This is a genomic window from Martelella sp. FOR1707 (assembly GCF_053484265.1).
The window spans coordinates 153413-179952 of record NZ_JBAKFP010000003.1 but is presented as its reverse complement, the minus strand read 5'-3'; the positions used below and the strand labels follow the sequence as shown (position 1 = coordinate 179952).

At 63.2% G+C, this 26540-nt stretch carries 24 protein-coding genes; 17 read left to right on the top strand and 7 right to left on the bottom strand.

The window, feature by feature from the left end; all coding sequences use genetic code 11:
* Positions 1-72 precede the first annotated feature (72 nt).
* The 3 genes from ehuR to V6765_RS08745 are packed head-to-tail and all read left to right on the top strand — an operon-like array spanning position 73 to position 2843.
* Positions 73-1461, top strand: a complete 1389-nt coding sequence (ehuR, locus tag V6765_RS08755) for a MocR-like ectoine utilization transcription factor EhuR (protein WP_448427813.1) — start codon at positions 73-75, stop codon at positions 1459-1461.
* Positions 1462-1465: 4 nt separating this feature from the next.
* On the top strand, positions 1466-2278 hold the full coding sequence (gene fdhD, locus V6765_RS08750) for a formate dehydrogenase accessory sulfurtransferase FdhD (protein ID WP_448427811.1): 813 nt from the start codon (positions 1466-1468) through the stop codon (positions 2276-2278).
* Positions 2268-2843, top strand: coding sequence for a nucleotidyltransferase family protein (locus tag V6765_RS08745; protein ID WP_448427809.1), 576 nt, complete (start codon positions 2268-2270; stop codon positions 2841-2843). Before fdhD ends, V6765_RS08745 begins: the two co-directional genes overlap by 11 nt.
* Positions 2844-2971: 128 nt before the next feature.
* On the opposite strand, the gene V6765_RS08740 is transcribed toward V6765_RS08745, so the two are convergent.
* Positions 2972-4228: an aminopeptidase gene (locus tag V6765_RS08740; RefSeq protein WP_448427807.1), complete on the bottom strand. Its 1257-nt coding sequence runs from the start codon at positions 4226-4228 to the stop codon at positions 2972-2974.
* A gap of 110 nt (positions 4229-4338) precedes the next feature.
* Here V6765_RS08740 and V6765_RS08735 point away from each other — a divergent pair, with 110 nt between their 5' ends.
* On the top strand, positions 4339-5199 hold the full coding sequence (locus tag V6765_RS08735; protein ID WP_448427805.1) for a hypothetical protein: 861 nt from the start codon (positions 4339-4341) through the stop codon (positions 5197-5199).
* A 3-nt stretch (positions 5200-5202) separates the two neighbouring features.
* On the opposite strand, the gene ybaK is transcribed toward V6765_RS08735, so the two are convergent.
* The 4 genes from ybaK to rpsT form a co-directional block, all read right to left on the bottom strand.
* On the bottom strand, positions 5203-5676 hold the full coding sequence (gene ybaK, locus V6765_RS08730; RefSeq protein WP_448427803.1) for a Cys-tRNA(Pro) deacylase: 474 nt from the start codon (positions 5674-5676) through the stop codon (positions 5203-5205).
* Positions 5677-5679: 3 nt separating this feature from the next.
* Entirely contained in the window at positions 5680-6033 is a 354-nt protein-coding gene (locus V6765_RS08725) for an ArsC family reductase (protein ID WP_448427801.1), read from the bottom strand.
* Positions 6034-6139: 106 nt separating this feature from the next.
* Positions 6140-7600, bottom strand: coding sequence for a chromosomal replication initiator protein DnaA (dnaA, locus tag V6765_RS08720; protein WP_448428770.1), 1461 nt, complete (start codon positions 7598-7600; stop codon positions 6140-6142).
* Positions 7601-8506: 906 nt separating this feature from the next.
* A complete protein-coding gene (gene rpsT, locus V6765_RS08715) occupies positions 8507-8773 on the bottom strand; it encodes a 30S ribosomal protein S20 (protein ID WP_448427799.1) in 267 nt (88 codons plus the stop codon).
* A 279-nt stretch (positions 8774-9052) separates the two neighbouring features.
* On the opposite strand from rpsT, the gene V6765_RS08710 reads away from it, so the two are divergent.
* A complete protein-coding gene (locus V6765_RS08710; RefSeq protein ID WP_448427797.1) occupies positions 9053-10045 on the top strand; it encodes a 2-hydroxyacid dehydrogenase in 993 nt (330 codons plus the stop codon).
* Positions 10046-10173: 128 nt separating this feature from the next.
* Positions 10174-11886, top strand: a complete 1713-nt coding sequence (locus V6765_RS08705; protein WP_448427795.1) for a thiamine pyrophosphate-dependent enzyme — start codon at positions 10174-10176, stop codon at positions 11884-11886.
* A gap of 17 nt (positions 11887-11903) precedes the next feature.
* Here V6765_RS08705 and mutM read toward each other — a convergent pair whose 3' ends face one another.
* Complete coding sequence (gene mutM, locus V6765_RS08700; protein ID WP_448427793.1) at positions 11904-12791, bottom strand: bifunctional DNA-formamidopyrimidine glycosylase/DNA-(apurinic or apyrimidinic site) lyase; 888 nt, start codon at positions 12789-12791, stop codon at positions 11904-11906.
* Between the two features lie 173 nt (positions 12792-12964).
* Between mutM and ubiE the strand changes: the two genes are divergently transcribed.
* From ubiE to guaA, 11 genes are all read left to right on the top strand, one after another.
* Positions 12965-13741 (top strand): bifunctional demethylmenaquinone methyltransferase/2-methoxy-6-polyprenyl-1,4-benzoquinol methylase UbiE, encoded by a 777-nt coding sequence (gene ubiE, locus V6765_RS08695; protein ID WP_448427791.1) that lies wholly within the window; start codon positions 12965-12967, stop codon positions 13739-13741.
* Positions 13742-13750: 9 nt separating this feature from the next.
* The gene (gene ubiB, locus V6765_RS08690; protein ID WP_448427789.1) at positions 13751-15337 is read left to right on the top strand and encodes a 2-polyprenylphenol 6-hydroxylase; all 1587 of its coding nucleotides are present in this window, start codon (positions 13751-13753) and stop codon (positions 15335-15337) included.
* Between the two features lie 253 nt (positions 15338-15590).
* Positions 15591-16874: an RsmB/NOP family class I SAM-dependent RNA methyltransferase gene (locus V6765_RS08685; RefSeq protein WP_448427787.1), complete on the top strand. Its 1284-nt coding sequence runs from the start codon at positions 15591-15593 to the stop codon at positions 16872-16874.
* 144 nt (positions 16875-17018) lie between these two features.
* Positions 17019-18299 carry an imelysin family protein gene (locus V6765_RS08680; protein WP_448428768.1) on the top strand — a complete coding sequence of 427 codons (1281 nt, stop codon included), beginning with the start codon at positions 17019-17021 and terminating at the stop codon, positions 18297-18299.
* Between the two features lie 359 nt (positions 18300-18658).
* The gene (locus tag V6765_RS08675) at positions 18659-20167 is read left to right on the top strand and encodes a di-heme oxidoreductase family protein (RefSeq protein ID WP_448427785.1); all 1509 of its coding nucleotides are present in this window, start codon (positions 18659-18661) and stop codon (positions 20165-20167) included.
* Complete coding sequence (locus tag V6765_RS08670) at positions 20164-21237, top strand: imelysin family protein (RefSeq protein WP_448427783.1); 1074 nt, start codon at positions 20164-20166, stop codon at positions 21235-21237. Before V6765_RS08675 ends, V6765_RS08670 begins: the two co-directional genes overlap by 4 nt.
* A gap of 1 nt (position 21238) precedes the next feature.
* Complete coding sequence (locus V6765_RS08665; protein WP_448427781.1) at positions 21239-22327, top strand: DUF1513 domain-containing protein; 1089 nt, start codon at positions 21239-21241, stop codon at positions 22325-22327.
* A 19-nt stretch (positions 22328-22346) separates the two neighbouring features.
* Positions 22347-22805, top strand: a complete 459-nt coding sequence (locus V6765_RS08660) for a TspO/MBR family protein (protein ID WP_448427779.1) — start codon at positions 22347-22349, stop codon at positions 22803-22805.
* Between the two features lie 136 nt (positions 22806-22941).
* Entirely contained in the window at positions 22942-23325 is a 384-nt protein-coding gene (locus V6765_RS08655; protein WP_448428766.1) for a PaaI family thioesterase, read from the top strand.
* The gene (locus V6765_RS08650; protein ID WP_448427777.1) at positions 23325-23957 is read left to right on the top strand and encodes a 5'-methylthioadenosine/S-adenosylhomocysteine nucleosidase; all 633 of its coding nucleotides are present in this window, start codon (positions 23325-23327) and stop codon (positions 23955-23957) included. Before V6765_RS08655 ends, V6765_RS08650 begins: the two co-directional genes overlap by 1 nt.
* A 39-nt stretch (positions 23958-23996) precedes the next feature.
* Entirely contained in the window at positions 23997-25562 is a 1566-nt protein-coding gene (guaA, locus tag V6765_RS08645; protein WP_448427775.1) for a glutamine-hydrolyzing GMP synthase, read from the top strand.
* A 28-nt stretch (positions 25563-25590) separates the two neighbouring features.
* On the opposite strand, the gene V6765_RS08640 is transcribed toward guaA, so the two are convergent.
* Positions 25591-26535, bottom strand: coding sequence for an AraC family transcriptional regulator (locus V6765_RS08640; protein ID WP_448427773.1), 945 nt, complete (start codon positions 26533-26535; stop codon positions 25591-25593).
* Between the last annotated feature and the right edge of the window lie 5 nt (positions 26536-26540).

The following is a 26540-nucleotide window of genomic DNA, read 5'->3' as shown; positions in this document are numbered from 1 at the left end:
GGCATTGCCTTTCCGCAATCCGCTTTCCGCCGCGCGCTTGTCATTTTCCCGGATTTGCCCCACCATCCGGAGATGACAAAATGGCGCCCGAATCCCCGGCTTATCAAGCGGCCGGCCTATCTCTCCATTGCCGAACAGATCGCGGCCGCCGTGCGCAACGGCCTGCTCATCGACGGCATGCGCCTGCCGCCGCAGCGAGAGATGGCGGCCGATCTCAAGGTGTCGGTGCAGACCGTGAGCCGCGCCTATGAGGAGTTGACGCGGCGCGGCATGGTGGTCGGCGAGGTCGGGCGCGGGTCCTATATCAAAGCGGAACCTGTGGTCCCCGAGCGGCCCTACCTCACCGAGGGCGGCAGCGGCGTCATCGACCTTTCGATCCTGAAGCCGGTCTGCGAGAGCCGCAGCCTCGCCAAGTTCCGCGCAGCCTTTGCCGATCTCGGCGTAACCATGCCGCCGGAACTGGCGTTTTCGATGATGCCCAACGCGCTGTTCCAGCGCTACCGCATGGCCGGCGTCAACTGGCTGGCCGCATGCGGGCTGAAGGCGCCAGCCCACGGCATTACGGTCACCAACGGCTCCAGCGATGCGATGACGGCGGCGTTCATGAGCGTCGTGCCGGCCGGCGGGTCGCTCGCGGTGGAGGCGTTGACGCACCCGATGGTGCGCCCGCTCGCCGGCTATCTCGGCATCGATCTCGAGGGCGTGGAAGTGGATGGCGAGGGCATCGTGCCGGCCGCGCTGGAGGCCGTTGCCGGCCGCAAGCGTCTGCGGGCGATCTTCCTCCAGCCATCGGCCGCTGGGCCGCAGGCGCTGGTGATGAGCGCGCCGCGCCGCCGCGCGATCGCGGCGATTGCCCGCAGGCTCGATCTCGCCATCATCGAAAACGATGTGCTGGGACCGCTCGTCGAAAACCGCCCGCCGCCCGTCGCCGCCTTCGCGCCGGAGCGCACGGTCTACATGACCGACCTGTCGAAGAACACGATCCCCGGCCTGCGCTGCGGCTTCGTGGCCGCGCCGGATCGCTTTGCCGCCGCCGTTTCCAACCGATATCTCGCGGCGAACTGGGTGGCGACCCCGGTGATGGCGGAGATCGCCAGCCGCTGGATCCTCGATGGCACCGCGATCGAACTCGTCAACTGGCAACGCCAGGCGCTGATGCGCCGCCGGGCGATCGCGGAAAAAGCGCTCGCCGGCATCGCCTGCCGCATGACGCCCGGCGCGCTGCATGTCTGGATACCACTGCCGGAGGGCCTCACAGAGGCGGCGATGGTCGAGCGCGCGAAAAGCCGGGGCGTCGCTGTCGCTTCCGGGTCGAGCTTTCATGTCGGCCGCGCCGCCGCGCCGCCGGCGATCCGGGTGGCGCTCGCCGCCTCGAGCGAACTCGAACTCACTTCGTCCCTGGCGCTGGTCGCGGCGATCCTGAAGGGCGAGCGGCAACTGCCCAAAGCGGTGATGGTGTAAGGCGATGGCCGGAGCCCCCTTGAAGCCCCTATTCACCCATGGAAGCCGCGACACGGCGGCCGACCGACCCCTTGCCGAAGAGATGGCCGTGGCGATGAGCTATGGCGGCTCGACCCATGCGGTGATGATGGCAACGCCGGATGATCTCGTCGATTTCGCCTATGGCTTCAGCCTGACGGAAGGCATCGTCAGCGATCCTCGGGAGATCGAGGCGGTTGATATCGTTGCCTTCGACAAGGGCATCGACGTGCAGATCACGCTGCGGGCGGATCGCTCCGAGGCGCTCGCCGCCCGCCGTCGTTCCATGGCGGGGCCTGTCGGCTGCGGGCTTTGCGGGCTGGAGAGCATAGAGGCCGCGGTGCGGGCCGTGCCGAAAATCGCCGCCCCGGGTTTTCGCCTGCGGGCCGACGCTGTGAATGCCGCCGTGGTGGCGCTGTCGCGCGCGCAACCGCTGTTTGCCGCCACCCGCGCGGTGCATGGCGCGGGCTTCTATCGTCCGGGCGAGGGCATGCTGACGGTGCGGGAAGATGTCGGCCGCCACAACGCGCTCGACAAGCTGATCGGCGCCCTGGCGCGCGAGGGTATTGATGCAAGGGCGGGCGCGATTGTCGTCAGCAGCCGGCTCTCGGTGGAAATGGTGCAGAAGGCGGCGATTGCCGGCAGCCCGGTGCTGATCGCGATCTCCGCGCCGACGGCGCTCGCCGTCGAGACGGCGGAAGCCGCCGGCCTGACGCTGATCGCCACGGCGCGCGGCGACGGCTTCAGCGTCTACAGCCGCGCCGAGCGGATCGTCGTGGCGGGCCGCGATGAAGAATGAGCTTGCGGAAGTTATGGCGGCGGTATCGGACAGTCCGCTTATCAGGCCGCTTCTGGAAAACTGGCGCCTGATCGATCTACCGGATTGCTGGCTGGTGGCCGGCGCGCTGGCGCAGACGGTCTGGAACCGCCGCTTCGCCATGGACCCGACGCACGGCATCGCGGATATCGATATCGTCTATTTCGACCCCAGCGACCTGTCGGAGCGGGCGGAAGCCCGCCATGCCGCCCGTATCCGCGCGGCGTTTTCCGCTCTGCCGGCCTGGATCGACGTCAAGAACCAGGCCCGGGTGCACCTTTGGTATGGCGACCGCTTCGGCTTCGACATCGAAGCATATGATAGCGTCTCGGAGGCGATCACGACCTTTCCGACCACGGCCACCGCCTTCGGCATCAGACCGACGGCCCAAGGCTTCGAATGCGATGCGCCCTTCGGTCTCGCCGATCTCCTCAACGCCGTCGTCCGCCCGAACAAGACGCAAGTCTCCCGCGAAGCCTATGAGAACAAGGTCGAGCGCTGGAAGACGCTGTGGCCGGACCTGACGGTGATCGGCTGGGACGGGTGAGAGGGCTGGCAGCCATCGATAGCCTGAGACCTCGGCAAAGCCGAACACGCAAGGTTGATTCCGGTTCGCCTTAATGGAGCGCATGGCACCTCAATGGCCACCTTGCGCCCCCAACACGACCATCCCGCCTACTCGGCCCATTCGCCGCCGCGCATCACCGGCGTGGCGTTGCCGGCGGCGTCGATGCCGTCGATGTCGATCCGGTCTGAGCCGATCATCCAGTCGATATGGATCAGCGATGAATTGCCGCCGCGCGCGGCGATCTCGTCGGGCGAAAGCTTGTCGCCGTTGAGGAAGCATTTCGAATAGCACTGGCCGAGCGCGATATGGCACGAGGCGTTTTCATCAAACAGCGTGTTGTAGAACAGGATCCCGCTGGCCGAAATTGGCGAGGAATGCGGCACCAGCGCCACTTCGCCCAGGCGGCGCGCGCCCTCGTCGGTGTCGAGCACCCTGTTCAGCACCGCTTCACCCTTGGCGGCCGACGCCTTGACGATCCGGCCCTCGCTGAATTCGACGCGGATGTCGTCGATCAGCGTGCCCTGATGCGACAGCGGCTTGGTGGAGGAGACATGACCCTCCACCCGCAGACGGTGCGGCGTGGTGAACACTTCCTCCGTCGGAATGTTGGGGTTGCAGACAATGCCGTTCTTCGCCATCGACGCGCCGCCAGACCACTCGTGCTCATCGGCAAGGCCGATGGTGAGGTCTGTGCCGGGGCCGGTGTAGCGGAGCGCCGAAAACCGTTTGGCGTTCAGCCATGCGGAGCGGGCATGGAGATTGTCATTATGCTCGCGCCACGCGCCCACCGGGTCGGGCTGGTCGACGCGCGAGGCGGCAAAGATCGCCTTGGCCAGTTTGGCGACGGCCATGCCGTCCGGATCGTCGGGGAATACCGTCTTCGCCCAGGCGAGCGTCGGGTAGGAAACGATGTTCCAGTTGATGTCGAAACCGGCGATCTTTTCCAGCGCCGGCTTGTAGGCGGTCGACATGGCGCGGTTGGCGCGCGCCACCTTGTCGGCGTCCTGGGCAGCGAGCAGCATCGGGTCGTCGCCAGCGATCGCAAGCCTTGCGGCGCCATTGGCAAAGGCCTGGCCCATGCCCTCGTAGAGCCAGTTCGCCGCCTTGTCGAAGCTTGCGTCATGGCCATGCTCGAAGCGTTCCAGCGTTGCCTGGGGATCGTTGAAAAGCGTCGTCACCACGCCGGCGCCGGCCTGATAGGCATGGCGGCTGATCAGCCGCGTCAGCGGCTGCGCCTCGATTGGCGCGGTCATGACCAGATCCTGCCCCTCGGCAAGGTTGAGCCCGACCTTGACGGCGACCTCGGCGAGCTTCTCGAGTTTTTCCAGATCGATGGGATGGGGAAGCCGGGGTTGAGCGTTCATGGTCGCCTCGCTAACTGATTGGTGTGTCGTGACACTATCTAGTTTGTTTTCAGGCGAAATTGAAGCGCCCCGGCCTTCCCGAACTCACCTAATACGAGAATACGCAGTTCATGTCGCGCATGATTGCTCCTTCAGGTTGTGATGATCTGCCTGATAGCCTATTACTGGTGCGGGGATTTACGGGGAGAAGACCGATGCGTTCTTTGCAAGCCGCTTGTCTGTTTCTGCTCGCGGCGTCTTTGCCGGCACAGGCAACAGAAAATTGGTCTTTCGCGGACCACCCTCACCCGGATTTTACCGATGAATACAGCGCGGAAGAGGATGCTGTGATCGCCGACCTTGAGGCGATGGGGGCGGGATTCGATAATTGCTCAGCCCAAATCGTTTTTGAGTACCTGATCTACAACCGGCGCTATCCCGAATTCGCTTTCACCCACGATTTCAACGAAGGTCTGGAACTGTGGAAGCAGCACGTGCTTGAGACCAACCGCGCGGCCTCTTCGTTCTGTATCGTTATCGAGGTCACCGAAGAACTGCGCGAACTCTATTCCTACGATTTTGCCACACCGACCGAAGGTTTGTTTTGCGGCAAGCCTGGCCGACATCCCCGCAACTCGGCCGAAGACCGGATCATGGCGCTTCTCGACAGGCTCGTCAGCTATGCCGAGACCGGCAACTACTTCGCTCTTCCTGCCTTGAGTGAGGTCGAAGACTGGTCCGATATCCGGCTTAATCCGGATGTCCGCTACTTTGTTGAGGCCCGGCATGCGCGCCGATACGGCAATGAACCGGCGCCGATCCTGCGTGATACCGTGATCGCTCTTCAGGGTGAGGAACGGCTCGCCTTCGTGGAGGACGCGACTGCGCGAAACGATCTCGCCGGCGTGATCGCAACCAGCCCGGATTGTTCCGCCTTCACGCCGGAGGCGCGCGCCGCCAAACGGGAGGCGGCACGGGGAAATCCGATCTGAGGGTTACGCGATCACGCTTGCCGTTTTAGCACCCAGCGCCTTCACCGCGTCCGCCGGCGCGAGCTTGACCTGCAGTCCGCGCTGGCCGCCATTCATCACCACATAGGGCTCGGAAAGCGCCTTCTCCTCGAATACTGTCGGCACGCGTTTTCGCTGTCCGAAGGGCGAGATGCCGCCGACGTGGTAGCCGGAAAGCCGTTCGGCGGTCCTGGCGTCCAGCATCTCGGCATGCTTGCCGGAAAAGGCGGCGGCGAGCTTCTTCATCGAGACCTCGGCATTGGAAGGCACCACGGCGCAGACCGGCTTGCCGTCGACATTGGCCATCAGCGTCTTCAGCACCCGGTCGGGGGGCTCGCCGATCGCCGCAGCCGCCTGCAACCCGACCTTGAAGGCATTGGGGTCGTAATCATATTGCTGGATCGTGTAACTGACGCCGGCCTTGTCGAGAAACCGGGTCGCCTGCGTGGTCTTCGCCATCGCCTACCTCTTGCCGAAAACGGCTTCGTAGCTTTCTGGTTTGAAGCCGAGCGTGATCGCGCCGTCCTTTTCCAGTACCGGCCGCTTGATCATCGAGGGCTGGGCCAGCATCAGCTCGATTGCCTTTTCGCGGGTAAGGTCGGCCTTTTCCGCCTCCGGCAGCTTGCGAAAGGTCATGCCGGCGCGGTTCAGCACCTTGTCCCAGCCCGCCGCGTCGCACCAGTGCTCCAGATGCGCGCGGTCGATCCCGGCCTTCTTGTAATCGTGAAAATCATAGGCGATGGAATGCTCATCAAGCCAGGTCCAGGCCTTCCTCATCGTGTCGCAATTCCTGATTCCGTAAAGCGTGACCGGCATGGCGTCTCTCCTGTTTGCCATTCGCTTTAGCAAGCTGGCGGAGATGAGAAAAGCCCGGCGAGGGGCCGGGCTTTTCGGACAAGATCGCTGTAAGGCCCAGCCGGGCCTATTCGTTGATCAGCCGCTTCAGCAGCTCCACTTCCTGCGAAAGCTTGTGATCCTTCTCCAGAAGGTCCTCGATCTTGCGCACGGCATGCAGCACGGTGGTGTGGTCACGTCCGCCGAAACGGCGGCCGATTTCCGGGAAGGAGCGCGGCGTCATCGTCTTGGCGAGAAACATCGCGATCTGGCGCGGTTTGACGATCACCCGCGTGCGGCGGTTGGAAACGAGTTCCTGCCGGGTAACGCAATAATGACGGGCGACGACGCGCTGGATATCCTCGATGCGCACCCGCTTCGGCTCGCCGGTGCCAACCAGATGCACCAGAAGTTCGTCAACGCGCTCGATCGAAAGGTCGGGCTCGAAGGAGCGGCGGAACAGCAACTGGTTGAAGGCGCCCTCAAGCTCGCGCCCGCTCGCCGTCACCTTGCTGGCGACATGTTCGAGCACTTCCGGCGCGATATCGATAGACGGGTCTTCCTGCTGCGCCAGTTCAAGCCGGCGCTTCAGCATTTCAAGCCGCATCGTGTAGTCCGGGCCATTCATTTCCAGCGAGACGCCGCCGGTGAGCCGCGAACGCACACGCGGGTCGAGCGACTCCAGCTCCCACGGCGCGCGGTCGGCGGCGACCACCACCTGCTTGGCGCTGTCGAGCAGCGTGTTGATAAGGTGGCAGAACTCGTGCTGGATCATCTTGCCCTGCAGGAACTGCATGTCGTCGATCACCAGAAGGTCGATATTGCGCAGCGAATCCTTCAGCGTCAACGCGTCATTGTCGCGGATCGCGGTGGCGAACTTCCACATGAAGTATTCTGCGGTCAGATAGACCACGCGCTGCTTGTCCGGGGAGGCAAGCGCGGCGTTGGCGATCGCCTGCAGAAGATGGGTCTTGCCGAGGCCGACCGAGGAATGGATGAACAGCGGGTTGAAGCGCACCGCCGCCATGCCGGATTCGGCGATGGTCTTGGCGGCGGCGAAGGCAACCCGATTGGACGCGCCCTCGACGAAGCTGTCGAAGGTGAAGAAGGGGTCGAGCGGCGAGCCGAAGACGGTCTGGCCGGACGTGCTGGCGCCGCGCGCCTGCGGCGTTTCCGGATCGGGCATCAGCGGCTGGCCGGCAGGTGCGCGGTTCAGCGGACGCACGACCGGCGCCGGGTTGGCCGCGACCGGTTTCGGCTGCTCGTTTGCAACTGCGGGGCGCGGCGCGCGGGTCGCGGACCGGACCAGAACCTCGATCTTCAGAACCTGCGGGCGCTCGACGCGGGCAATCTCGGTCATCAGATCGAGATAGTGGTTGTTGATCCAGGATTTCAGAAAGGCGGTGGGCACCGAGAAACGGACCACGCTCTTGTCTGAGGAATGCAGCTTCAGCCGGCCGAACCAGCTGGCATAGACGTCGCCGCCGACATGGGCCTTCAGCGCGGTGCAGAAGCGTTCGAAGAAGATATCGTCCCCGTTGGAATTCATGGCAGCCGTCGCCGGTTTCGCATCATTTTCACCGGCCTCGGTTTCGCCCGCATTGTCCTCGGTGCGAGAGGCTACCATTCTCATTCTCATCGTTGCCGCCTTTCAAACGTCATCACCCTGGCGCGCGCTTGTTTTTTATGTCGCCCGCTGCCTGTTTTGCCCTGCTGCCGGTGTCTTTCCGGCATGCGTCGAAGTCCGGCTCTCAGCCGGAATTGGGACTTTCCGCCGCTTGCCCGCGCCCCGATCCTCGTATCGGAAAATGCAGGCTGCAAAATGTCCGGAGTTTCTATGCCTTGAAGTTCTGAGCGCCCTCCCTGCCTCGTGGGTCGTCTACAAAAGACACACAGGAACGAACCCGGACTTCTGGCGAAAACCGGATAACAACCTGCGATTGTTGGAAAAACGGCGCCAAAAAATAGTCGCCGCTCCCAGCTTCGGGAAGACAACGCATCCTGTGTCGAACACGCCCCTCCCGAAAAATCCGGGAGCTCATTCCGTCTGCTGTCGGAGGTCATTTAGGCAAGAACGACCGACAATTTCAACAAGGATTTTTTGCCGATTCGACGCTTCCAGCATTGACTCTTACGCGTGAGTTTGGGTGCCGACGGAGGGGCTCAGAAGAATCGCTTTTGAATCAATTAGATTCACATATGTCTGAAATCGGATGGACGAAAATGCCGTAAAAAATAAATTTTTCAGATGTCATCATTACGTGGCGCGCGGCGGCCCAAAATTGGTAAAAATGTGGCAATCCTCGCGTAAGCCATTGAGAAGGTTCAAAATTCTTGGTCATTTTTGTGACATCTATTCGTAATGTTCGCGTCACAATAGCCAAGTGTATGAACTCAAAACGAAAAACCCGGCGCGAGGCCGGGTTGTTCAAAAAGTCTGCAATTTTTGTTCGGCTCAGGCCGAAATTGCCTTCACGCGCTGCGCCAGACGCGAGACCTTGCGCGAGGCGGTGTTGCGGTGAAGAACACCCTTGCTGGCGGCGCGCGCCAGTTCCGGCTCGGCTACGGCGAGAGCGGCCTTCGCCTGCTCCAGATCACCGGCGAGGATCGCTTCTTCAACCTTGCGAACGTAACCGCGTACGCGGGTGCGGCGGGACTTGTTGACGGCTGTACGGCGGGCCATCTTGCGCGTCGCCTTTTTCGCCGAAGTTGTATTGGCCATATAAGTCTCTCTTCGAATTCTGACGCTAGCTCCGACACATGCGGTTGCCGTGTCCGGCTGGAAGCGCTTTTGTGACGGGAGCAATTGATGAAGCTCATCGAGCTTTCAAATACTGTGGGCGGGCATATAAAGCCAATCCGGCTGCCCGTCAATGCTTAAATCCCGCAAAATCGGGGCGAAAGCCGGCAAACGGGTCGATTCACGGTCGCCGCCGGCCATTGCCATTGCCGCAAAGGCCCTTACACTTGTTGAGGCCGGGATCAAGCCACAGGAGCCGCCATGCGCGTCACCGTCTTTTCTGCCAAACCCTATGACGAGGAATTTCTGAAAGCGGCCAATGAGGGCCGGCACGAACTGATCTTCACCGAGGCCGGGCTTCACGCTCCGACAGCCAAGCTTGCTGCCGGCTCGAAGGCGATCTGCGCCTTCGTCAACGATGATCTCGGCGCATCGGCGCTTTCGGTCCTGAAGGATGTGGGCGTTGAGCTGGTGGCGCTCCGGTGCGCCGGCTTCAACCGGCTCGATCTCGCCGCGGCCGACCGGCTCGGCATCGCCGCGGCCCGGGTGCCGTCCTATTCGCCCTACGCGATCGCCGAACACACGCTGGCGCTGGTGCTGACGCTGAACCGCAAGATCCACCGCGCCTATAACCGGGTACGCGAGGGCAATTTCGCGCTCAACGGCCTGCTCGGTTTCGACCTTCACGGCAAGACGATCGGCGTGGTCGGCACGGGCGGCATCGGCCGCAATGTCATCCGCGCCTTTTCCGGCTTCGGCTGCGAAATCCTGGCCTTCGATCCGTTTCCCAATGACGAGGCGGTGGCGCTCGGCGCGCGCTATGTGGACAAGGACGAGCTTCTCGAAAAGTCCGAAATCCTCACGCTGCATTGCCCGCTGACGCCGGAAACCCGCCATTTCATCGATGAGGATGCGATCGCGGCGATGAAGCGCTGCTGCATGCTGGTCAACACCAGCCGCGGCGGGGTGGTGGATACGCTCGCCGTGATCGAGGGTCTGAAATCCGGCAAGATCGGCGCGCTCGCCCTCGATGTCTATGAGGAGGAGGACGACCTGTTCTTCCGCGACCTGTCCTCCACGGTCATCCGCGACGATATCTTTGCCCGCCTTCTGACCTTTCCCAACGTGCTGATCACCGGCCATCAGGGTTTCTTCACCCAGGAGGCGCTTTTCAACATCGCCCACACCACGATCGGCAATATCACCGCCTTCGAGGAGAGTGGCGCCGCGCTCCACCCGATCGGCAAAAGGTGAGGGGGCGATAAAACACGCGACCGCGGCTTTTTCCGGGCTCATTTTCGCCGGCGGCGCGTTTACCCATTAACGCCGTCTGACGGCGTTCGCGCAGAGAATCGGGAGAAGACCGCGAAAGGAGCGCTCACATGTCCAAAACCGTCGCAGAGATCGTCGTCGACACGCTGGAAAAGGCGGGCGCGCAGCGCATTTACGGCATACCCGGCGATACCATCAACCATTTCACGGACGCCGTGTCCCGGTCCGATCTTCGATGGGTCCACGTCCGGCATGAGGAGGCGGGCGCCTTTGCCGCCGGCGGCGAGGCCTATATGACGGGCGAACTCGCGGTCTGCGCCGGCACCTGCGGCCCCGGCTCGCTGCATTTCGTCAACGGTATCTATGAAAGCCACCGCAACGGCGCGCCGGTGGTGCTGATCGCCTCCGAGGTCGACCGCCCGCAAAAGGGCTTCGATTTCCCGCAGGATGTCGATCAGAAGAAGATCTACGAGCAGCATTCGGTGTTCTGCGAGCATATCTCGCATCCGGCCCAGGCGCGGCGGATCGTCGCGATGGCGGCGCAGGCGGCGCTCACCAACGGCGGCGTGGCGGTGGTGATCGTCAGCGGTGACATGTTTCAGGAAAGCGATGACGATGCGGCGGACTGGCGGGTGCACCGGCCCCGGCCCATAGCGCGCCCGAATGATGAGGAACTGGCAGAGCTTGCCGAACTGGTCGATCAGGCGAAACGGGTGACCATCTATGCCGGCATCGGCGCGCGCGATGCCCGCGAGGCGGTGGTGGCGCTCTGCCGCAAGGTCAAGGCGCCGATGGTGCACACCACCCGCGCCAAGGAATGGCTGGAGCCGGGCAACCCCTTCAATGTCGGCGTCAACGGCATTCTCGGCAACCGCGCGGGTCTTAACGCACTTGAAAAGGCCGATCTGGTGATCTCGGTCGGCTGCGACTTCGCCTATACCCAGTTCTATCCCGACCGGAAGATCGTGCAGATCGACATCGACCCGACCCACCTTGGCCGGCGCGCGCCGATCCATATGGGCCTTGTCGGCGATGCCCGCACGACGCTGGAGGCACTGCTGCCGAAGGTGCAGGAGAAAACAGACGAGAAGCATCTCAACCGACACCTCAAGGAATGGCAGGAGGATCTGGGCGAGTACGATGAGGCGGGCGACGAGCCGGACCCGAGCCTGATCCATCCGCAATTTGTCGCCAATCTCCTGAATGCCAAGGCCGCCGGCGATGCGATTTTCATCTCCGATGTCGGCACGCCGATGGTTTGGATGCTGCGCCATCTGAAGGCCAATGGCAGCCGCCGGTTTCTCAACAGCCTGCTGCACGGCACGATGGCCAGCGCGATGCCGCAGGCGATCGGCGCCAAGCTCGCCTATCCCGACCGGCAGGTGATCGCCATGTGCGGCGATGGCGGATTGTCGATGTTGATGGGCGATATCCTGACGCTGGTTCAGGAAGACGTGCCGATAAAACTCCTTGTGTTCAACAATTCCTCGCTCGGCTTTGTCGAGATGGAGCAGCGGGTCGAGGGGCTGGTCGACCATTTCACGACGCTCGAGAATCCGGATTTCTCAAAGGTTGCCGAGGCCTGCGGCATTGCGGGCTTCCGCGCGGACAATGCGGAGCAGCTCGGATCGGCGATGGACGCCTGGCTTGCCGCCCCCGGCCCGGCGCTGCTTGACGTTAAGGTCAACCGCATGGAGCTGGTCATGCCGCCCAAGGTCGAGGTCTCCCAGGTTGCCTCCACCGCGATGTTCGGCGTGAAGGCGGTGTTCGACGGCCGGATGAAGGAAGTGGTGTCCCTGCTCAGAAGCAATTTTCTGAAGTAGTGCCGCCGCCCGCCCGCTCACCCTTTCTGGCAGGCCGGGCAATAGAAGGTGGAGCGGCCGGTCTGGACGGCGCGGGCGATGGTGCCGTCGCAATCCTCGTGCCGGCAGGGTGCGCCGGTGCGATCATAGACGGAGAAGGAATGCTGGAAATAGCCGAGCGTGCCGTCGGTCTTGCGATGGTCCCGAAGTGTGGAGCCGCCGGCTTCGATCGCTTCCGCGATCACATCGCGGATCGCCGGCACGAGCCGTTTCAGCCCGTCGCGCGGCCTGCCCGCGGGCGTCACCAGATGGCCGGCGGCGCGGAACGGCGAAAGCCGCGTCCGCCACAGCGCCTCGCAGACATAGATATTGCCGAGACCCGCGATATTGCGCTGGTCGAGCAGGGCGGCCTTCAGGCTCTGGCTCTTGCCGGCAAAGCGGGTCGCCAGATAATCGGCGTCGAGGCTGTTGCCGGTCGGCTCCGGGCCGAGGCCCTTGAAGCTTGCATCCGCCTCGAGTCCGGCGCGCGGAACGAGTTTCATGAAGCCGAAGCGGCGCGGGTCGTTGTAGATCACGCGGGCCCGGCCGTCGCTCAGATGAAAGACGACATGGTCGTGAATGGCGGCGGCGCTGCGCGGCAGGTGGAAATCGCCGGGCGTTTCGACTGTGCTTTCTTCTTCCACGCGGTAGGAACCGGACATGCCGAGATGGGCGACGATGGTCATGCCGTCATCAAGGTCGATCAGCAGGTATTTCGCCCGCCGACCAAGCGCGACAATTCGTCTGCCCTTCACGGCCGCGGCGAAATCCTTCGGGAACGGAAACCGGAGATCGGCCCGGCGCAGTTCCAGCTTCTCGATGATCCGGCCTTCCATGGCGGGGGCCAGCCCGCGGCGCACGGTTTCGACTTCCGGCAGTTCCGGCATGATGTTTTTAAGCCTTTGGCGTTTCGCTTTTGCGGGTTTCGGTTTATAGCCGCAACGGTGTCTGTTGTGTATCGCTGCAGCAGAGCCAATATTGGGCCCGATATAGCGATTCAGCGCGTGCTGACAAAGCCGAAACGGGCAGACGGAAGATTTTCAAGCGTGAGGTGCGTAAAATGACGGACAGCCGGACCACCGCCAATGGCGGCATGGAGACCTCTTTCGGCTTCAAGAATGTCGCCGATGGCGACAAGCAGCCTCTGGTCAACGATGTCTTCCACAAGGTCGCCAAGCGCTACGACATCATGAACGATGTGATGTCGGCGGGTCTGCACCGGGCCTGGAAGGCCGGCATGGTTGGCGCGCTGAACCCGCCCGCCTATCCCGATTATCACGTGCTCGATGTCGCCGGCGGCACGGGCGATATCGCCTTCCGCATCGTCGATGCGTCGAAGGGGCTGGCGCGCGCCACCGTGCTCGATATCAACGGCTCCATGCTGGCTGTCGGCGAGGAGCGGGCCCAGAAGAAGGGCATCGCCGAAAACCTCACCTTCGTCGAGGCCAATGCCGAGGACCTGCCGTTTGAGGACAAGACCTTCGACGCCTATACGATTGCCTTCGGCATCCGCAACGTCCCGCATATCGACAAGGCGCTTTCGGAAGCCTACCGGGTGCTCAAGCGCGGCGGTCGCCTGCTGGTGCTGGAATTTTCCGAAGTCGAGGCGCCGATCCTCGACAAGGTCTATGATCTCTGGTCGTTCCACGCCATTCCGCGCGTCGGTAAGGCGATCGCCGGCGACGGCGAACCCTATCGCTATCTTGTCGAATCGATCCGCAAATTCCCGAACCAGAAGGATTTTGCAAAGATGATCGAGCGCGCCGGCTTCTCGCGGGTCAAGTTCACCAATTATTCCGGCGGTATCGCTGCCCTTCATTCCGGCTGGAAACTTTAGGCATTCATCATGGGCGCGCTTCGATCCTACTTCAACCTTCTCGGCGTCGGCTGGGTGCTCGCGCGCGAAGGCGTGATTAACGCGCTGCCTTCGGAAGGCCTGCCGCCCTATGCCCGGCTGGTGAAGACGCTGCTTGTGCCGTTCGCCCGGCCCGGCGCGCGCAAGAAGGCGCGCTCCGACAGGCTCGGCAAGGCCATCTCGCGGCTCGGCCCCTCCTATGTGAAGATGGGCCAGTTCCTGGCGACCCGGCCGGATGTCGTCGGCGCGGGCTTCGCCGAGGATCTGGCGCAGCTGCAGGACCGGATGCCGTTCTTTCCGGTCGAGGCGTCGAAGGCCACCATTCGCGGTTCGCTCGGGCGTTCCGTCGACGAACTCTACGTGGAGTTCGGCGATCCGATCGCCGCCGCCTCGATTGCGCAGGTGCATCCGGCGACGGTCGCGACGCCGGAGGGCGAGAAGAAGGTCGCTGTCAAGGTGATCCGCCCCGGCATCCGCCACCGCTTCAACGAGGATCTCGGCGCGATGTATCTGGTCGCGCGCATGCAGGAGCGTTTCATCCGCTCCAGCCGGCGGCTCAGGCCCGTGGACGTCACCCGCACGCTGGAACAGACCACCAAGATCGAGATGGATCTGCGACTGGAAGCAGCCGCGATCTCGGAGATGACGGAAAACACCGCCCATGACGAGGGCTTCCGCCTGCCCGCCGTCGACTGGGAGCGCACCGGCCGCGATGTCGTCACCATGGAATGGATCGACGGCGTCAAGATGTCGGATGTTGAGGGGTTGAAGGCGGCGGGCCATGACCTGGAAAAGCTGGCGGTGACGCTGATCCAGTCCTTCCTGCGCCATACCCTCAGGGATGGCTTCTTCCATGCCGATATGCATCCCGGCAATCTGTTCGTCGACAAGGACGGCATGATCGTCGCCGTCGACATGGGCATTGTCGGAAGGCTTGGTAAGAAGGAACGGCGGGTGCTCGCCGAAATCCTCTACGGCTTCATCACCCGCGACTATATGCGCGTGGCCGAAGCCCATTTCGAGGCCGGCTATGTGCCCGCGCACCACAACAAGGCCTCGTTCGCCCAGGCGATCCGCGCCATCGGCGAGCCGATCCACGGCCAGTCGGCCGAGACGATCTCGATGGGAAAGCTCTTGACGCTGCTGTTCGAGATCACCGAAATCTTCGACATGACCACGCAGACGCAGCTCATCAATTTGCAGAAGACCATGGTCGTGGTCGAGGGCGTGTCGCGCATGCTCGATCCGCATTTCAACATGTGGAAGGCGTCCGAGCCGGTCGTGTCGAAATGGATCGAGCATAATCTTGGTCCCCGCCGGGTGCTGACCGATATGCGCGAGGGCATGCAGGCGGTGCTGAAGATCGCCGAGGCGATCCCGGACATCGCCGACAAGACCGAGAAATTCCACAACGAAGTCATCGCCATGAGCGAAAACGGCCTGCGCTTCGACGAGCGCACCTCCGAAGCGATCGGCCGCGCCGAGGCCCGCCACACCCGCTCGGGCCGCGTGGCGCTGTGGCTGATCGCGGCAGTACTGGTGTACCTCGCCGTGGTGGCGTCTGTGGCGGTGTTTTGATGGGTGTTGGCGTTGATGGCGCGTTGGCGGGTGAAAGCCAGCGAGAGCCGCATAGCCCCCTTCAATCTCCCCCCTTGAGGGGGAGATGTCGCGAAGCGACAGAGAGGGGTATAGGGCGGAACAACGGACTCCGAATTCAACGGCTTGCGGTTCACCCCTCTCTGCCCCTTTCGGGGCATCTCCCCCTCAAGGGGGGAGATTGGGGGCCGTGTGGTCAAAGCCTTCACCAAACCTCATCCAAGGGAGCATAACCATGCGCATTGGCGGACGTCTTCAGGGCGCGATCGAGGTTCTTTCCGAGGTGGAGGAGCGCAAGCGGCCAATCGCGAATGCTCTGAAGGATTGGGGCACGGCGCATCGGTTCGCCGGCTCCGGCGACCGGGCGGCGATCGGCAATATCGTCTATGACGCGCTCAGGATGAAGCTGTCGCACGCCTTTCTGATGGATGATGACAGCCCGGCGGCGCTGGCGCATGCCGTGCTTTATCGGCAATGGGGTTTTACCCCGGAAAGCCTCGCCGAAAAGCTCGACGGCGACAAGTTCGCGCCGGAGCCGCTCTCGGAGGCGGCGCTTGCCGCTTTCGTCAGCCGCAACCTTGCCGACGCCCCGGACCATGTCCGCGCCGACCTGCCGGAATGGATACTCCCGGCCTTCAAGGAAAATTTCGGTGAGAGCTGGCTGGCCGAGGCCGAGGCGCTGAACCGCCGCCCCTCGCTCGATCTGCGCGTCAACACGCTGAAGGCCGATCGCGAGAAGGTGAAGAAGGCGCTGGCCCGGGCAGGGGCCTATCTGACCGCGATCGCGCCTTACGGCCTGCGCATTCCGCCCGGCAGCGGCGGCGACCGGCTGCCCAATGTCACCGCCGAACTCGCCTTCCAGAAGGGCTGGTTCGAGGTGCAGGACGAGGGGTCGCAGATTGTCGCGCGGCTGGTGGACGCCCATGCCGGACAGCAGGTGCTGGATTATTGCGCCGGCGGCGGCGGCAAGACGCTGGCGCTTGCAGCCGATATGGACAATGCCGGCCAGGTGCATGCCTATGACGCCGATCGCACCAGGCTTGCGCCGATCATCGAGCGGCTGCGCCGCGCCGGAACCCGCAACGTGCAGGTCCATGACGATGCCGCCGCGCTGGAGGGGCTGACCTTCGATCGCGTGCTGATCGACGCGCCCTGCACGGGCACCGGCACATGGCGGCGCCGGCCCGATATCAAATGGCGGCTGTCGGAAAAGAACCTCGAGGAACGCATGGCCCAGCAGGACGAGGTGCTGGCCACGGCCTCCCGTTTCGTCAAGCCCGGCGGGTTGCTGGTCTATGTCACCTGCTCGCTGCTTCCGGCCGAGAATCAGACCCGGATCGTGGCCTTTCTCGAAGGGCATGCCGACTTCGAAGCCCTCGATATCGCGACGCTCTGGCAGGCGCGCTTCCCGGCATCGACGAAGCAGCCGCATTTCACCGAGGGACGGTTCGCGACGTTGTCGCCGGCGGCAACCGAGACCGACGGCTTCTTCTGCGCGGTGCTGCGCAAACAGGGCTGAACGGGCTGAAAATTGACGATGCGCAAGCCAGTGCGCAGCGCCCGGGCGGCGCGCGATTTTCTATAACTGGATTATTTGACACAAGTTTCTTTTTCCTTCATGTAGGCAGCACTCACAGTGTCATTGAAGGAGAGGGACCCCATGATGCACACGAACCGAACGCGCGCCCTTCTGGCGGGCTTTGCCGCCTCGACCATGCTCGCAGCCCCGACTTTTGCCGATGACGTTACACCCGAAGCGGTGGTCAAGCACTATGCCGATGTCGCCCTTGCGAAATACCAGGATTCGCTGACGACGGCGAAGGCGCTGGACGAGGCCATTCAGGCCTTTGTCGAAAACCCGAGCGAAGAAACCCAGAACGCCGCCAAGGACGCCTGGATCGCAGCCCGCATCCCCTATCAGCTCACTGAAGTCTACCGTTTCGGCAATCCGACCGTTGACGACTGGGAAGGCAAGGTCAATGCATGGCCGCTGGACGAGGGCCTGATCGACTATGTCGACGCCTCCTACGGCATGGAAAGCGACGAGAACTCGCTCTACACCGCCAATGTGATTGCCAATCCCGAGATCAAGATCAACGGCGAGACGGTCGACGCCACCGAAATCACGCCCGATCTGCTCGCCAACACGCTGCACGAAGCCGGCGAGATCGAGGCCAATGTCGCCACCGGCTACCACGCCATCGAATTCCTGCTCTGGGGCCAGGACCTCAACGGCACGGATGCCGGCGCGGGCGATCGCTCCTACACGGATTATCTTTCCGGCGATGACTGCACCAACGGCAATTGCGACCGCCGCGCGGCCTATCTCACGGCAGCCTCCGAACTTCTGATTTCCGACCTTGAAGACATTGTCGCGGCCTGGGAACAGGGCGGCGAAGCTTATAGCTACGTCACCGAAGACCCGACCACCGGCATTGCCGCGATCCTGACGGGCATGGGTTCGCTCTCCTATGGTGAACTAGCCGGCGAGCGCATGAAGCTCGGCCTGCTGCTGCACGATCCGGAAGAAGAGCATGATTGCTTCTCCGACAACACCCACGCCTCGCATCTGAATGACGCAATCGGCATTCTGCAGGCCTATACCGGCGATTACACCCGCGTCGACGGCACGGAAATGACCGGCGCTTCGGTCTCCGATCTGGTGGCCGCCAAGGACCCGGCGCTGGACGAGGAACTGACGGCGAAGCTGCTTGCGACCGTCGCCGCGATGGAGGCGATGGCCACCCGCGCGGAAACCGTCGAGGCCTATGACCAGATGATCGGCGAAGGCAATGACGAGGGCAACGCCGTGGTTCAGGCCGCAATCGACGGCCTGATCGACCAGACGCCGTCCATCGAACGCGCGATTGCCGCGCTCGATCTCGGCCAGATCGAGCTGGAAGGCTCCGACAGCCTTGACGCGCCGGAGGCGGTGTTCCAGTAGGAGCGGGTTTAGGGTGGAGCCCGATGGCGCTCGGCGCAACACGCCATGCTGCTAATCGCGGCTCCTACCCCGCATTCTGCGTCATCCTCGGGCTTGACCCGAGGATCCATAACCACGCAAGTCGCGAGCCGTGACTTGTATAGCAGAATGACAGGCCTCACGAATTGCCGTTCGCGCCAGTCGCGCGGATGGGTGCCTTGGATCCTCGGGTCAAGCCCGAGGATGACGCTGAGAGAAAAGGCGAGACAGGTGCATTAAGCGAGAGCTTCGGTTAGAAGTCGGCGAAAATGTCCGCCTCGCAACACATAAAGGACGGCCGGTACGACCGTGATGGCATGATGAAACGGCATATTCCTGCAATGACGACAGCGGCTCTGGCCGCTTCTTTGTGTTTTACGACGACCTTCGCCGCCGACTGGACCCCGCCCGCCGAGCGCACCGATCTTGATGCCAAGGACAAGGCGCGGGTCGAGAAGGTCACACAGCCGACAGACGACTTTTCAAAGCCGGAAGCCTTTGAAGTCATGCAGGGCGGCGCCGCCACCAGCACGGCGAGCGTCAACCGCGACAGTTTCTCGCATTCCTCCGCCAACATCACCTTTGCCGAGGAAGAAACCTTCAAGCTCGGCAATGCGCTGTTTCGCAAGTTTTGGGTGTCGTCGCCATCCTCGACCCAGGCGTCGGATGGTCTCGGGCCGCTGTTCAACGCGCGCTCCTGCCAGAGCTGCCATCTGAAGGATGGCCGCGGGCATCCGCCGGAGGGCGACAGCGACGCGACCTCGATGTTCCTGCGCCTGGCGCGGCCCGCCCGCACGCCGGAAGAGCAGGCGCGCATCGACAATTACGAGACCATCAATTTCCCCGACGAAATCTATGGCGGACAGCTTCAGGATTTCGCCGTGCCCGGCCTTTCCGCCGAAGGGCGGATGACGATCGATTATCGGGAAGAAGAGGTTACGCTCGGCGATGGCACGGTGGTGTCGCTCCGCCATCCGACCTATGGCGTGGCGGACCTCGCCTATGGGCCGCTTGGCGAGGACACCACGCTCTCGCCGCGCATTGCCAACCCGATGATCGGCCTTGGTCTGGTGCAGGCGATCGAGCCCGCCGACATTCTCGACTTTGCCGATCCCGATGATGCTGATGGCGACGGGGTTTCGGGCCGTCCCAACATCGTCAGCGATACCGTGACCGGCGAGGTCAAGCTTGGACGATTCGGTTGGAAGGCGCAGAACGCGACGATCCACGATCAGTCCGTCGGCGCGATGAGCGGCGATATCGGCGTTTCCTCACCGGATGCGCCCAACCCCTACGGCGATTGCTCCGAGGCGGAAGCCGCATGCCTCGCCATGCCCACCGGCGTTCAGCCGCGCCTTGGCGATACCGAAGCGCCCGATCCGGTGATGGAGCTGATCACCTTCTATGCGGAAAACCTCGCCGTTCCCGCGCGCCGCGATGTGGATGATCCTGAAGTTCTGCGCGGCAAGCAGGTATTCTACGAGGCCGGCTGCACCGCCTGCCACACGCCCAAATTCGTCACCAGCCGCAATGCGGAAAATCCGGCCCATCGCTTCCAGCTGATCTGGCCCTATTCCGATTTCCTGCTGCATGATATGGGCGAGGGGCTTGCCGACGGCCAGCAGGTGGCGATGGCGAATGGCCGCGAATGGCGCACCGCCCCGCTCTGGGGTAGCGGCCTGACGGAAGTGGTTAACGACCATTCCTTCTTCCTGCATGACGGCCGCGCCCGCAACCGCACCGAGGCGATCCTGTGGCACGGCGGGGAAGCGCAAACCGCGCGCGACAATTTCGCCAATGCCGCGAAAGAGGATCGCGACGCGCTGATCAAATTCCTGGAGTCGCTGTGAAACAGTTTATCGCCGCAACACTTGTCATTCTTTCAGCCGGCAGCGCCGCCGCCATGAACCGGGACGCCGTGCCCGGCGTGCTGGAACAGGCGGTGGATGGCTTCATCCGCCCCGGCTACCAGAATTTCGCGGTCGCCACCGGGACGTTGTCAGAAGCCGTCGAGGCCTTTTGCGCAGCGCCGGGCGAGACCAGCTATCAGGCCGCAACGGCGGCTTTTGACGACACCGTCGCGGCATGGTCCGCAATCGAGATCGTGCGCACCGGCCCGGTGCTGGAGGACCATCGTTTCGAGCGCATCCTCTATTATCCCGACCGCAAGAGCATCGGCCTGAAACAGGTGCAGGCCGCGATCATCGGAGAGGATGAAACTGCGCTCGATCCCGACTATCTGCCGCAGAAGAGCGTGGCGATGCAGGGCCTGCTCGCGCTCGAATTCGTGCTGTTCGGCACGCAATACGAAACCATGTTCGAGGCTCCCGATACTTATCGTTGCCGCTATGGCGAGGCGATCGCGACCAATATGGATCGCGTCGCCGGCGAATTGACGGCCGCCTGGGAGGCCGAAGACGGCGTTGCCGATGCCTGGAAGCATCCCGGCCCCGACAATCCGCTGTTTCGCACCGATGACGAGGCGTTGACCGCGCTGCTCGGCATTCTGGTCCATGGCGCGGAGACGGTGCGCGACCAGCGCATCGAGTATTTCTACCGCGGCGAGGACGGGCCGAATTTCGCCACCCGCGCGATCTATTGGCGCTCCGAAAACACATGGCCCTCGGTGCTCGCCAATCTCGATGCGCTGCAGTCGCTCATGAACGATTCCGGCATGGAGGACCTGCTGGACGAGGATGTCCGCTCGATCGTGTCCTCGATCAACTTCCTGTTCTCCTCGCTCGATGGCGTGGTGGAGGGTATGAACCCGGATATCGAGGTCGTGCTCGATGACCCGGATCAACGTGCGAAGCTCGATTACATCATCCTGAACCTCAAGGACGTGATCCTGCGGCTGAACGACCGTTACGGAGGCGCAATCGGGCTTGGCGCGGGCTTCTCCTTCTCCGACGGAGACTGACATGCCCGCCCGTTCGGCCCTGATCGATCGCCGCAGTTTCGTCAAGGCCGCAGGCAGCCTCTTCCTGGCCGGGCTTTCCGCCCCCGCCGCCTTCGCGCTGGAACGCGCCGACGCGGTTTACGCCACCGGCATCAGGACGCCGGACGGCCGGTTCGCGCTGGCGTTGATGGGCGAGGATGGCGCGTTCATATCCGAGGTCGCGCTGCCAGACAGAATTCACGGTCTCACCGTATCGCCTGCCACAGGCACGGTGGCGGCGTTTGCCCGCAGGCCCGGCACCTTCATTCTGGTGTTGTCGCCATCGGGCGGCGAGACGATCGTCAATGCCGTCTCCGACCGGCATTTCTACGGCCACGGGGTATTTTCGCCGGATGGCCGGTTTCTCTATGCCAGCGAAAACGATTTCGAAAACCGACGCGGCATGATCGGCATCTATGATGCCCGGCAGGATTATATCCGGATCGGCGAATACCCGACCTATGGCGTCGGCCCGCACGACCTTTCGATGACGCCGGATGGACGATATCTCATCGCCGCCAATGGCGGGATCGAAACCCATCCGGATTTCGGCCGCACAAAGCTGAACCTCGATCACATGGAGCCGTCGCTGGCGCTGATCGATGCCGCCACGGGGGCGCTTGTCGAAAAGCACGCGCTGCCCGCAGCCCTCAGCCAGCTCTCCACCCGGCACCTTGCACTTGGGGCGGAAGGCCGCATCTGGTTTGCCTGCCAGTTCGAGGGGCCGCGCAACGAGACGCCGCCGCTGGTCGGCCATATCGCCCCCGGCGAAGCCCTGTCCTTCACGCCGCTGCCGGAGGATGTCACGATCGGTCTCGGCAATTATGTCGGCGCGATCGCCGCCAACCCGCGCGACGGGCTGATCGGACTGACCTCGCCCAGGGGGCTGGCGGTGACGCTGGAGGAGGCGACCGGCAGGGTGGTCTCGACCGGAAAGCTTGAAAATGCCGCCGGCATAGCCGATGCCGCGCATGGCTTCGCCGTCGGCACCTATGATGGCATTTTCGCAGGCAGCCGCCACGACGTGGCCTTCGATCAGCATGCCGTGCGCCTCTCTGGCAATTCGGCTTGACGATCCTATCTATACCGCCATGAAAAACACCAGAGCCATCCACGCGATCTTCATTATCGGCGTCCTTGCCGCCGGTCTCTTGGCCGGCTTCCTCAATATGCCGGGCGAATGGTATGCCTCGCTCGCCAAACCGTCTTTCAATCCGCCGGATTGGCTGTTCGGCCCGGTCTGGACGGTGCTCTATGTTTTCATCGGCTGGGCCGGCGCCCGCAGCTTCCTGCGGCGTGGGGAGAATGGTCGGGCCTTCGGCCTCTGGGTCGTGCAGTTCGTGCTGAACATCGCCTGGATGCCGGTCTTCTTCGGCGCGCAAATGATGGTCCCGGCGCTGATCATCATATTGGTGCTGCTGCTCGCCATCCTCGCCTTCATCGGCGCCACGCGCCATACCGATCGCCTCTCGGCCACCCTGTTCGCCCCCTACGCCCTCTGGGTCGCCTTCGCGACCCTGCTCAACGCCGCGCTGATCTACCTCAACTGAGCTTGCCGGAGTCGCCGCGGCGTGGCAGGTTTGCCCCATTGACAAGGCGGTTTCCGGTAAAGGCAGGGCATTGGCAGATTTCGAACATGGCGATTTTCACGGGCGGATCGTGAACAGTTTCGCGAGCCAGGGCGCGATGGAGATGCTTGGCGCGGAGCTGACGCGGATCAGCCATGGCGTCGTCGAAATCGAACTGCCCTTCGATGCCAAGCTCACCCAGCAGCATGGCATTCTCCACGCCGGCGTCATCGCGACCGGGCTTGAGACCGCCTGCACCTATGCCGCCTACACCATGATCGATACCGATGCCGCGCTTTTGACCATCGAGTTCAAGGTCAATCTGATGTCGCCGGGCAGGGGCGGGCGGTTTCTGTTTCGCGGCGAAGTCACCAAGCCCGGTACCAATATCATCGTCACCGATGGCAGGGGGTATGCGATCGGTGATGGCCCCGCAAAGCTGATTGCCTCCATGTCCGGCACCTGCATGGTGCTGCGCGACCGGGAAGGATTTCAGGGCTGATGCGGATTGAATTGATCGCGGGCAAGCGCGTGCTGTTCGTCATGGCCGCCGCCGCCGAATATGGCGACAGGCTGAAGAGCCGGATCGCGCCGCTGATGACCGGCGTCGGCCCGGTGGAGGCGGCGGTGCAGCTGACGAGAACGCTCGGCGCGCTGGAGAGCGGCGGCGGTCTGCCCGACCTCGTGGTCTCGCTCGGCTCCGCCGGTTCGGCCACGCTGGAGCAGACGGAAATCTACCAGGCGTCATCGGTCTCCTATCGCGACATGGACGCCTCGCCGCTCGGTTTCGAGAAGGGCCACACGCCGTTTCTCGACCTGCCGGCTGAGGTGGCGCTGCCATTCCTCATTCCGGGCCTGCCGCAGGCGCGGCTTTCCACCGGCGGCAACATCGTGTCCGGTTCGGCCTATCTTGCGATCGACGCCGACATGGTGGACATGGAAACCTTCGCGCTTCTGCGCGCCTGTCACGCCTTCGATCTGCCGCTGGTCGCGCTGCGCGGCATCTCGGATGGCAAGGCCGAACTGAAGCAGGTCGATGACTGGACGCAATATCTGCACATAATCGATGAAAAACTGGCTGAGGCCATCGATCGGCTGGAAAGCGCCATTGAAACGGGCGCGATTCCCCTATAAGGCCGGTTTTTAGCTTTCACCGACAGGAAGGCCCCAGCCGTGACCCCAGAAATCTCCCATCCCGATTCCGTCCTGATCATCGATTTCGGCAGCCAGGTGACGCAGCTGATCGCGCGCCGCGTGCGCGAGACCGGCGTCTATTGCGAGATCGTACCGTTCCAGAAGGCGGAGGAAGGGTTCGAGCGGCTGCAGCCGAAGGGCGTGATCTTCTCCGGTGGCCCGGATTCGGTGACGCGCGACGGTTCGCCCCGCGCGCCGCAGGCGGTGTTCGACAGTGGCGTGCCGATCCTCGCCATCTGCTATGGCCAGCAGACCATGTGCGTCCAGCTTGGCGGCGCGGTCGAGGGCGGCCACGCGGCGGAATTCGGCCGGGCCGATGTCGAGATCCTCAAGGCCTCGCCGCTGTTCGAGGGCATCTGGGAGGTCGGTCATAAATATCCGGTGTGGATGAGCCATGGCGACCGCGTCACCCGCGCGCCTGAGGGCTTCGAGATCATCGGGGTCTCGCCGCACGCTCCGTTCGCGATCTGCGTGAACGAGGAAAAACGCTATTACACCACCATGTTCCACCCGGAAGTGGTGCATACGCCCGATGGCGGCAAGCTGCTTGCCAATTTCGTGCACAAGATTGTCGGGCTCAAATCCGATTGGTCCATGGCGGCCTATCGCGCCGAGATGGTGCAGAAGATCCGCGATCAGGTCGGCGACAGCAAGGTCATCTGCGCGCTGTCCGGCGGCGTCGACTCGTCCGTTGCAGCCCTTCTGATCCATGAGGCGGTCGGCGACCAGCTCACCTGCATCCTCGTGGACCATGGGCTGATGCGCAAGAACGAGGCGGCGGAAGTGGTCGCGATGTTCCGCGAGCACTACAATCTCCACCTCATCCACGTCGATGCTGTCGACAAGTTCGTGGGCGAGCTGGAAGGCGTTGCCGATCCGGAAACCAAGCGCAAGATCATCGGCCGGCTGTTCATCGAGACCTTCGAGGACGAGGCGAAGAAGCTCGGCGGCGCCGATTTCCTCGGGCAGGGGACGCTCTATCCGGATGTCATCGAAAGCGTGTCCTTCTCCGGCGGTCCCTCGGTCACCATCAAGTCGCACCACAATGTCGGCGGCCTGCCCGAGCGCATGAACATGCAGCTTGTCGAGCCGCTGCGCGAACTGTTCAAGGACGAAGTCCGCGTGCTCGGCAAGGAACTCGGCCTGCCCGATTCATTCATCGGCCGCCATCCCTTCCCGGGGCCGGGCCTTGCGATCCGCTGCCCCGGCGGCGTGACCAAGGAAAAGCTCGACATCCTGCGCGAGGCAGACGCGATCTATCTCGACGAAATCCGGAAAAACGGCCTCTATGATGTCATCTGGCAGGCTTTTGCCGTGCTGCTCCCGGTCCAGACCGTGGGCGTGATGGGCGATGGCCGCACCTATGAATATGTCTGCGCGCTGCGCGCCGTGACCTCCGTCGATGGCATGACGGCCGATTTCTACCACTACGACATGAACTTTCTCGGCAAGGCCGCGACCCGCATCATCAACGAGGTCCGCGGCATCAACCGCGTCGTCTACGACGTAACGTCAAAGCCGCCGGGCACGATCGAGTGGGAATGATACTGTCCGTATCCGGGGGTGTCTTCGACTAGGCCGGATCCACTTCATGCCGTTGAGACAATAATGCGGCTTGCGCTGGTCCGCCCGACGAACGCGCGTGATGGCGGGGCGTCGTGCCCGTCACGCGTTTGAAGGCCGTTCTGAACGCGCTTTCCGATTCATAGCCGAGCGAAAGGGCAATCGCGCCGATCGGTTCGCCGTGCTCCAGGCTGCGTTCGGCGAGGCGCATTCGCCAGCGCGTGAGATATTCGATCGGACTTTCACCGACCAGTTGCCGAAACCGCGCCGCAAAGCTGGCGCGCGACATGCCGGCCTCAGTGGCAAGCGTTTCCACCGTCCAGCGCCGCGACGGATCCCTATGGATCGCCTTGATGGCCGCACCGATCCGTTGGTCCGTCAGCGCGAACAGCCAGCCGGTCCCCTTGTTCTCGTTGAGATAGAGGCGGAGCGCCTGGATGAAGATCATCGAGGCGAGCTGCTGCGCGATGAAAATGCCGCCCGGTTTGAGATCGGTCAGTTCCTCTCGCATCCGCTCGAAGGCCCAGCGCAGCGTTTCAGCCTCGCCGCGCAAATGGACGATTGGCGGCAGCATGCCGAGCAAAATCTCGGCCTGCGGGCCCGCGAGCGCAAAATGGCCGCCGAGCACGGTCACGCCTGAGCCGTCATTGAGCTGCACCAGCGCGCCTTCTTCGGCGCCGAGAAAGTGGCGGCGCCAATCGTCCGGCGGCAGGCTCAGGTCGCTGGCGATCTGAAACGGCTGGCCGCGCGGCAGCATGAAGCAATCGCCCTTCTGCAGAAACACAGGCGCGCCCCCGCCTTCCACAGCGATCCAGCACGCGCCGGCGGTGACGGCGTAGCATTTGATGGCCTCATGGGCGTCAAAGCCAACCGACCATTTGCCGCCGGCCTCGAAGCCGCCCACGAGATAGCTCCGCAGTCGCAGGAAGGAGATGATATCGGATAACGGGTCCATTCTGG

Coding starts and splice junctions, on each gene's coding strand:
- ehuR (WP_448427813.1), top strand. CDS start 73: ATGACAAAATGGCGCCCGAATCCCCGGCTTATCAAGCGGCCGGCCTAT.
- fdhD (WP_448427811.1), top strand. CDS start 1,466: ATGGCCGGAGCCCCCTTGAAGCCCCTATTCACCCATGGAAGCCGCGAC.
- V6765_RS08745 (WP_448427809.1), top strand. CDS start 2,268: ATGAAGAATGAGCTTGCGGAAGTTATGGCGGCGGTATCGGACAGTCCG.
- V6765_RS08740 (WP_448427807.1), bottom strand. CDS start 4,228: ATGAACGCTCAACCCCGGCTTCCCCATCCCATCGATCTGGAAAAACTC.
- V6765_RS08735 (WP_448427805.1), top strand. CDS start 4,339: ATGTCGCGCATGATTGCTCCTTCAGGTTGTGATGATCTGCCTGATAGC.
- ybaK (WP_448427803.1), bottom strand. CDS start 5,676: ATGGCGAAGACCACGCAGGCGACCCGGTTTCTCGACAAGGCCGGCGTC.
- V6765_RS08725 (WP_448427801.1), bottom strand. CDS start 6,033: ATGCCGGTCACGCTTTACGGAATCAGGAATTGCGACACGATGAGGAAG.
- dnaA (WP_448428770.1), bottom strand. CDS start 7,600: ATGAATTCCAACGGGGACGATATCTTCTTCGAACGCTTCTGCACCGCG.
- rpsT (WP_448427799.1), bottom strand. CDS start 8,773: ATGGCCAATACAACTTCGGCGAAAAAGGCGACGCGCAAGATGGCCCGC.
- V6765_RS08710 (WP_448427797.1), top strand. CDS start 9,053: ATGCGCGTCACCGTCTTTTCTGCCAAACCCTATGACGAGGAATTTCTG.
- V6765_RS08705 (WP_448427795.1), top strand. CDS start 10,174: ATGTCCAAAACCGTCGCAGAGATCGTCGTCGACACGCTGGAAAAGGCG.
- mutM (WP_448427793.1), bottom strand. CDS start 12,791: ATGCCGGAACTGCCGGAAGTCGAAACCGTGCGCCGCGGGCTGGCCCCC.
- ubiE (WP_448427791.1), top strand. CDS start 12,965: ATGACGGACAGCCGGACCACCGCCAATGGCGGCATGGAGACCTCTTTC.
- ubiB (WP_448427789.1), top strand. CDS start 13,751: ATGGGCGCGCTTCGATCCTACTTCAACCTTCTCGGCGTCGGCTGGGTG.
- V6765_RS08685 (WP_448427787.1), top strand. CDS start 15,591: ATGCGCATTGGCGGACGTCTTCAGGGCGCGATCGAGGTTCTTTCCGAG.
- V6765_RS08680 (WP_448428768.1), top strand. CDS start 17,019: ATGCACACGAACCGAACGCGCGCCCTTCTGGCGGGCTTTGCCGCCTCG.
- V6765_RS08675 (WP_448427785.1), top strand. CDS start 18,659: ATGACGACAGCGGCTCTGGCCGCTTCTTTGTGTTTTACGACGACCTTC.
- V6765_RS08665 (WP_448427781.1), top strand. CDS start 21,239: ATGCCCGCCCGTTCGGCCCTGATCGATCGCCGCAGTTTCGTCAAGGCC.
- V6765_RS08660 (WP_448427779.1), top strand. CDS start 22,347: ATGAAAAACACCAGAGCCATCCACGCGATCTTCATTATCGGCGTCCTT.
- V6765_RS08655 (WP_448428766.1), top strand. CDS start 22,942: ATGGAGATGCTTGGCGCGGAGCTGACGCGGATCAGCCATGGCGTCGTC.
- V6765_RS08650 (WP_448427777.1), top strand. CDS start 23,325: ATGCGGATTGAATTGATCGCGGGCAAGCGCGTGCTGTTCGTCATGGCC.
- V6765_RS08640 (WP_448427773.1), bottom strand. CDS start 26,535: ATGGACCCGTTATCCGATATCATCTCCTTCCTGCGACTGCGGAGCTAT.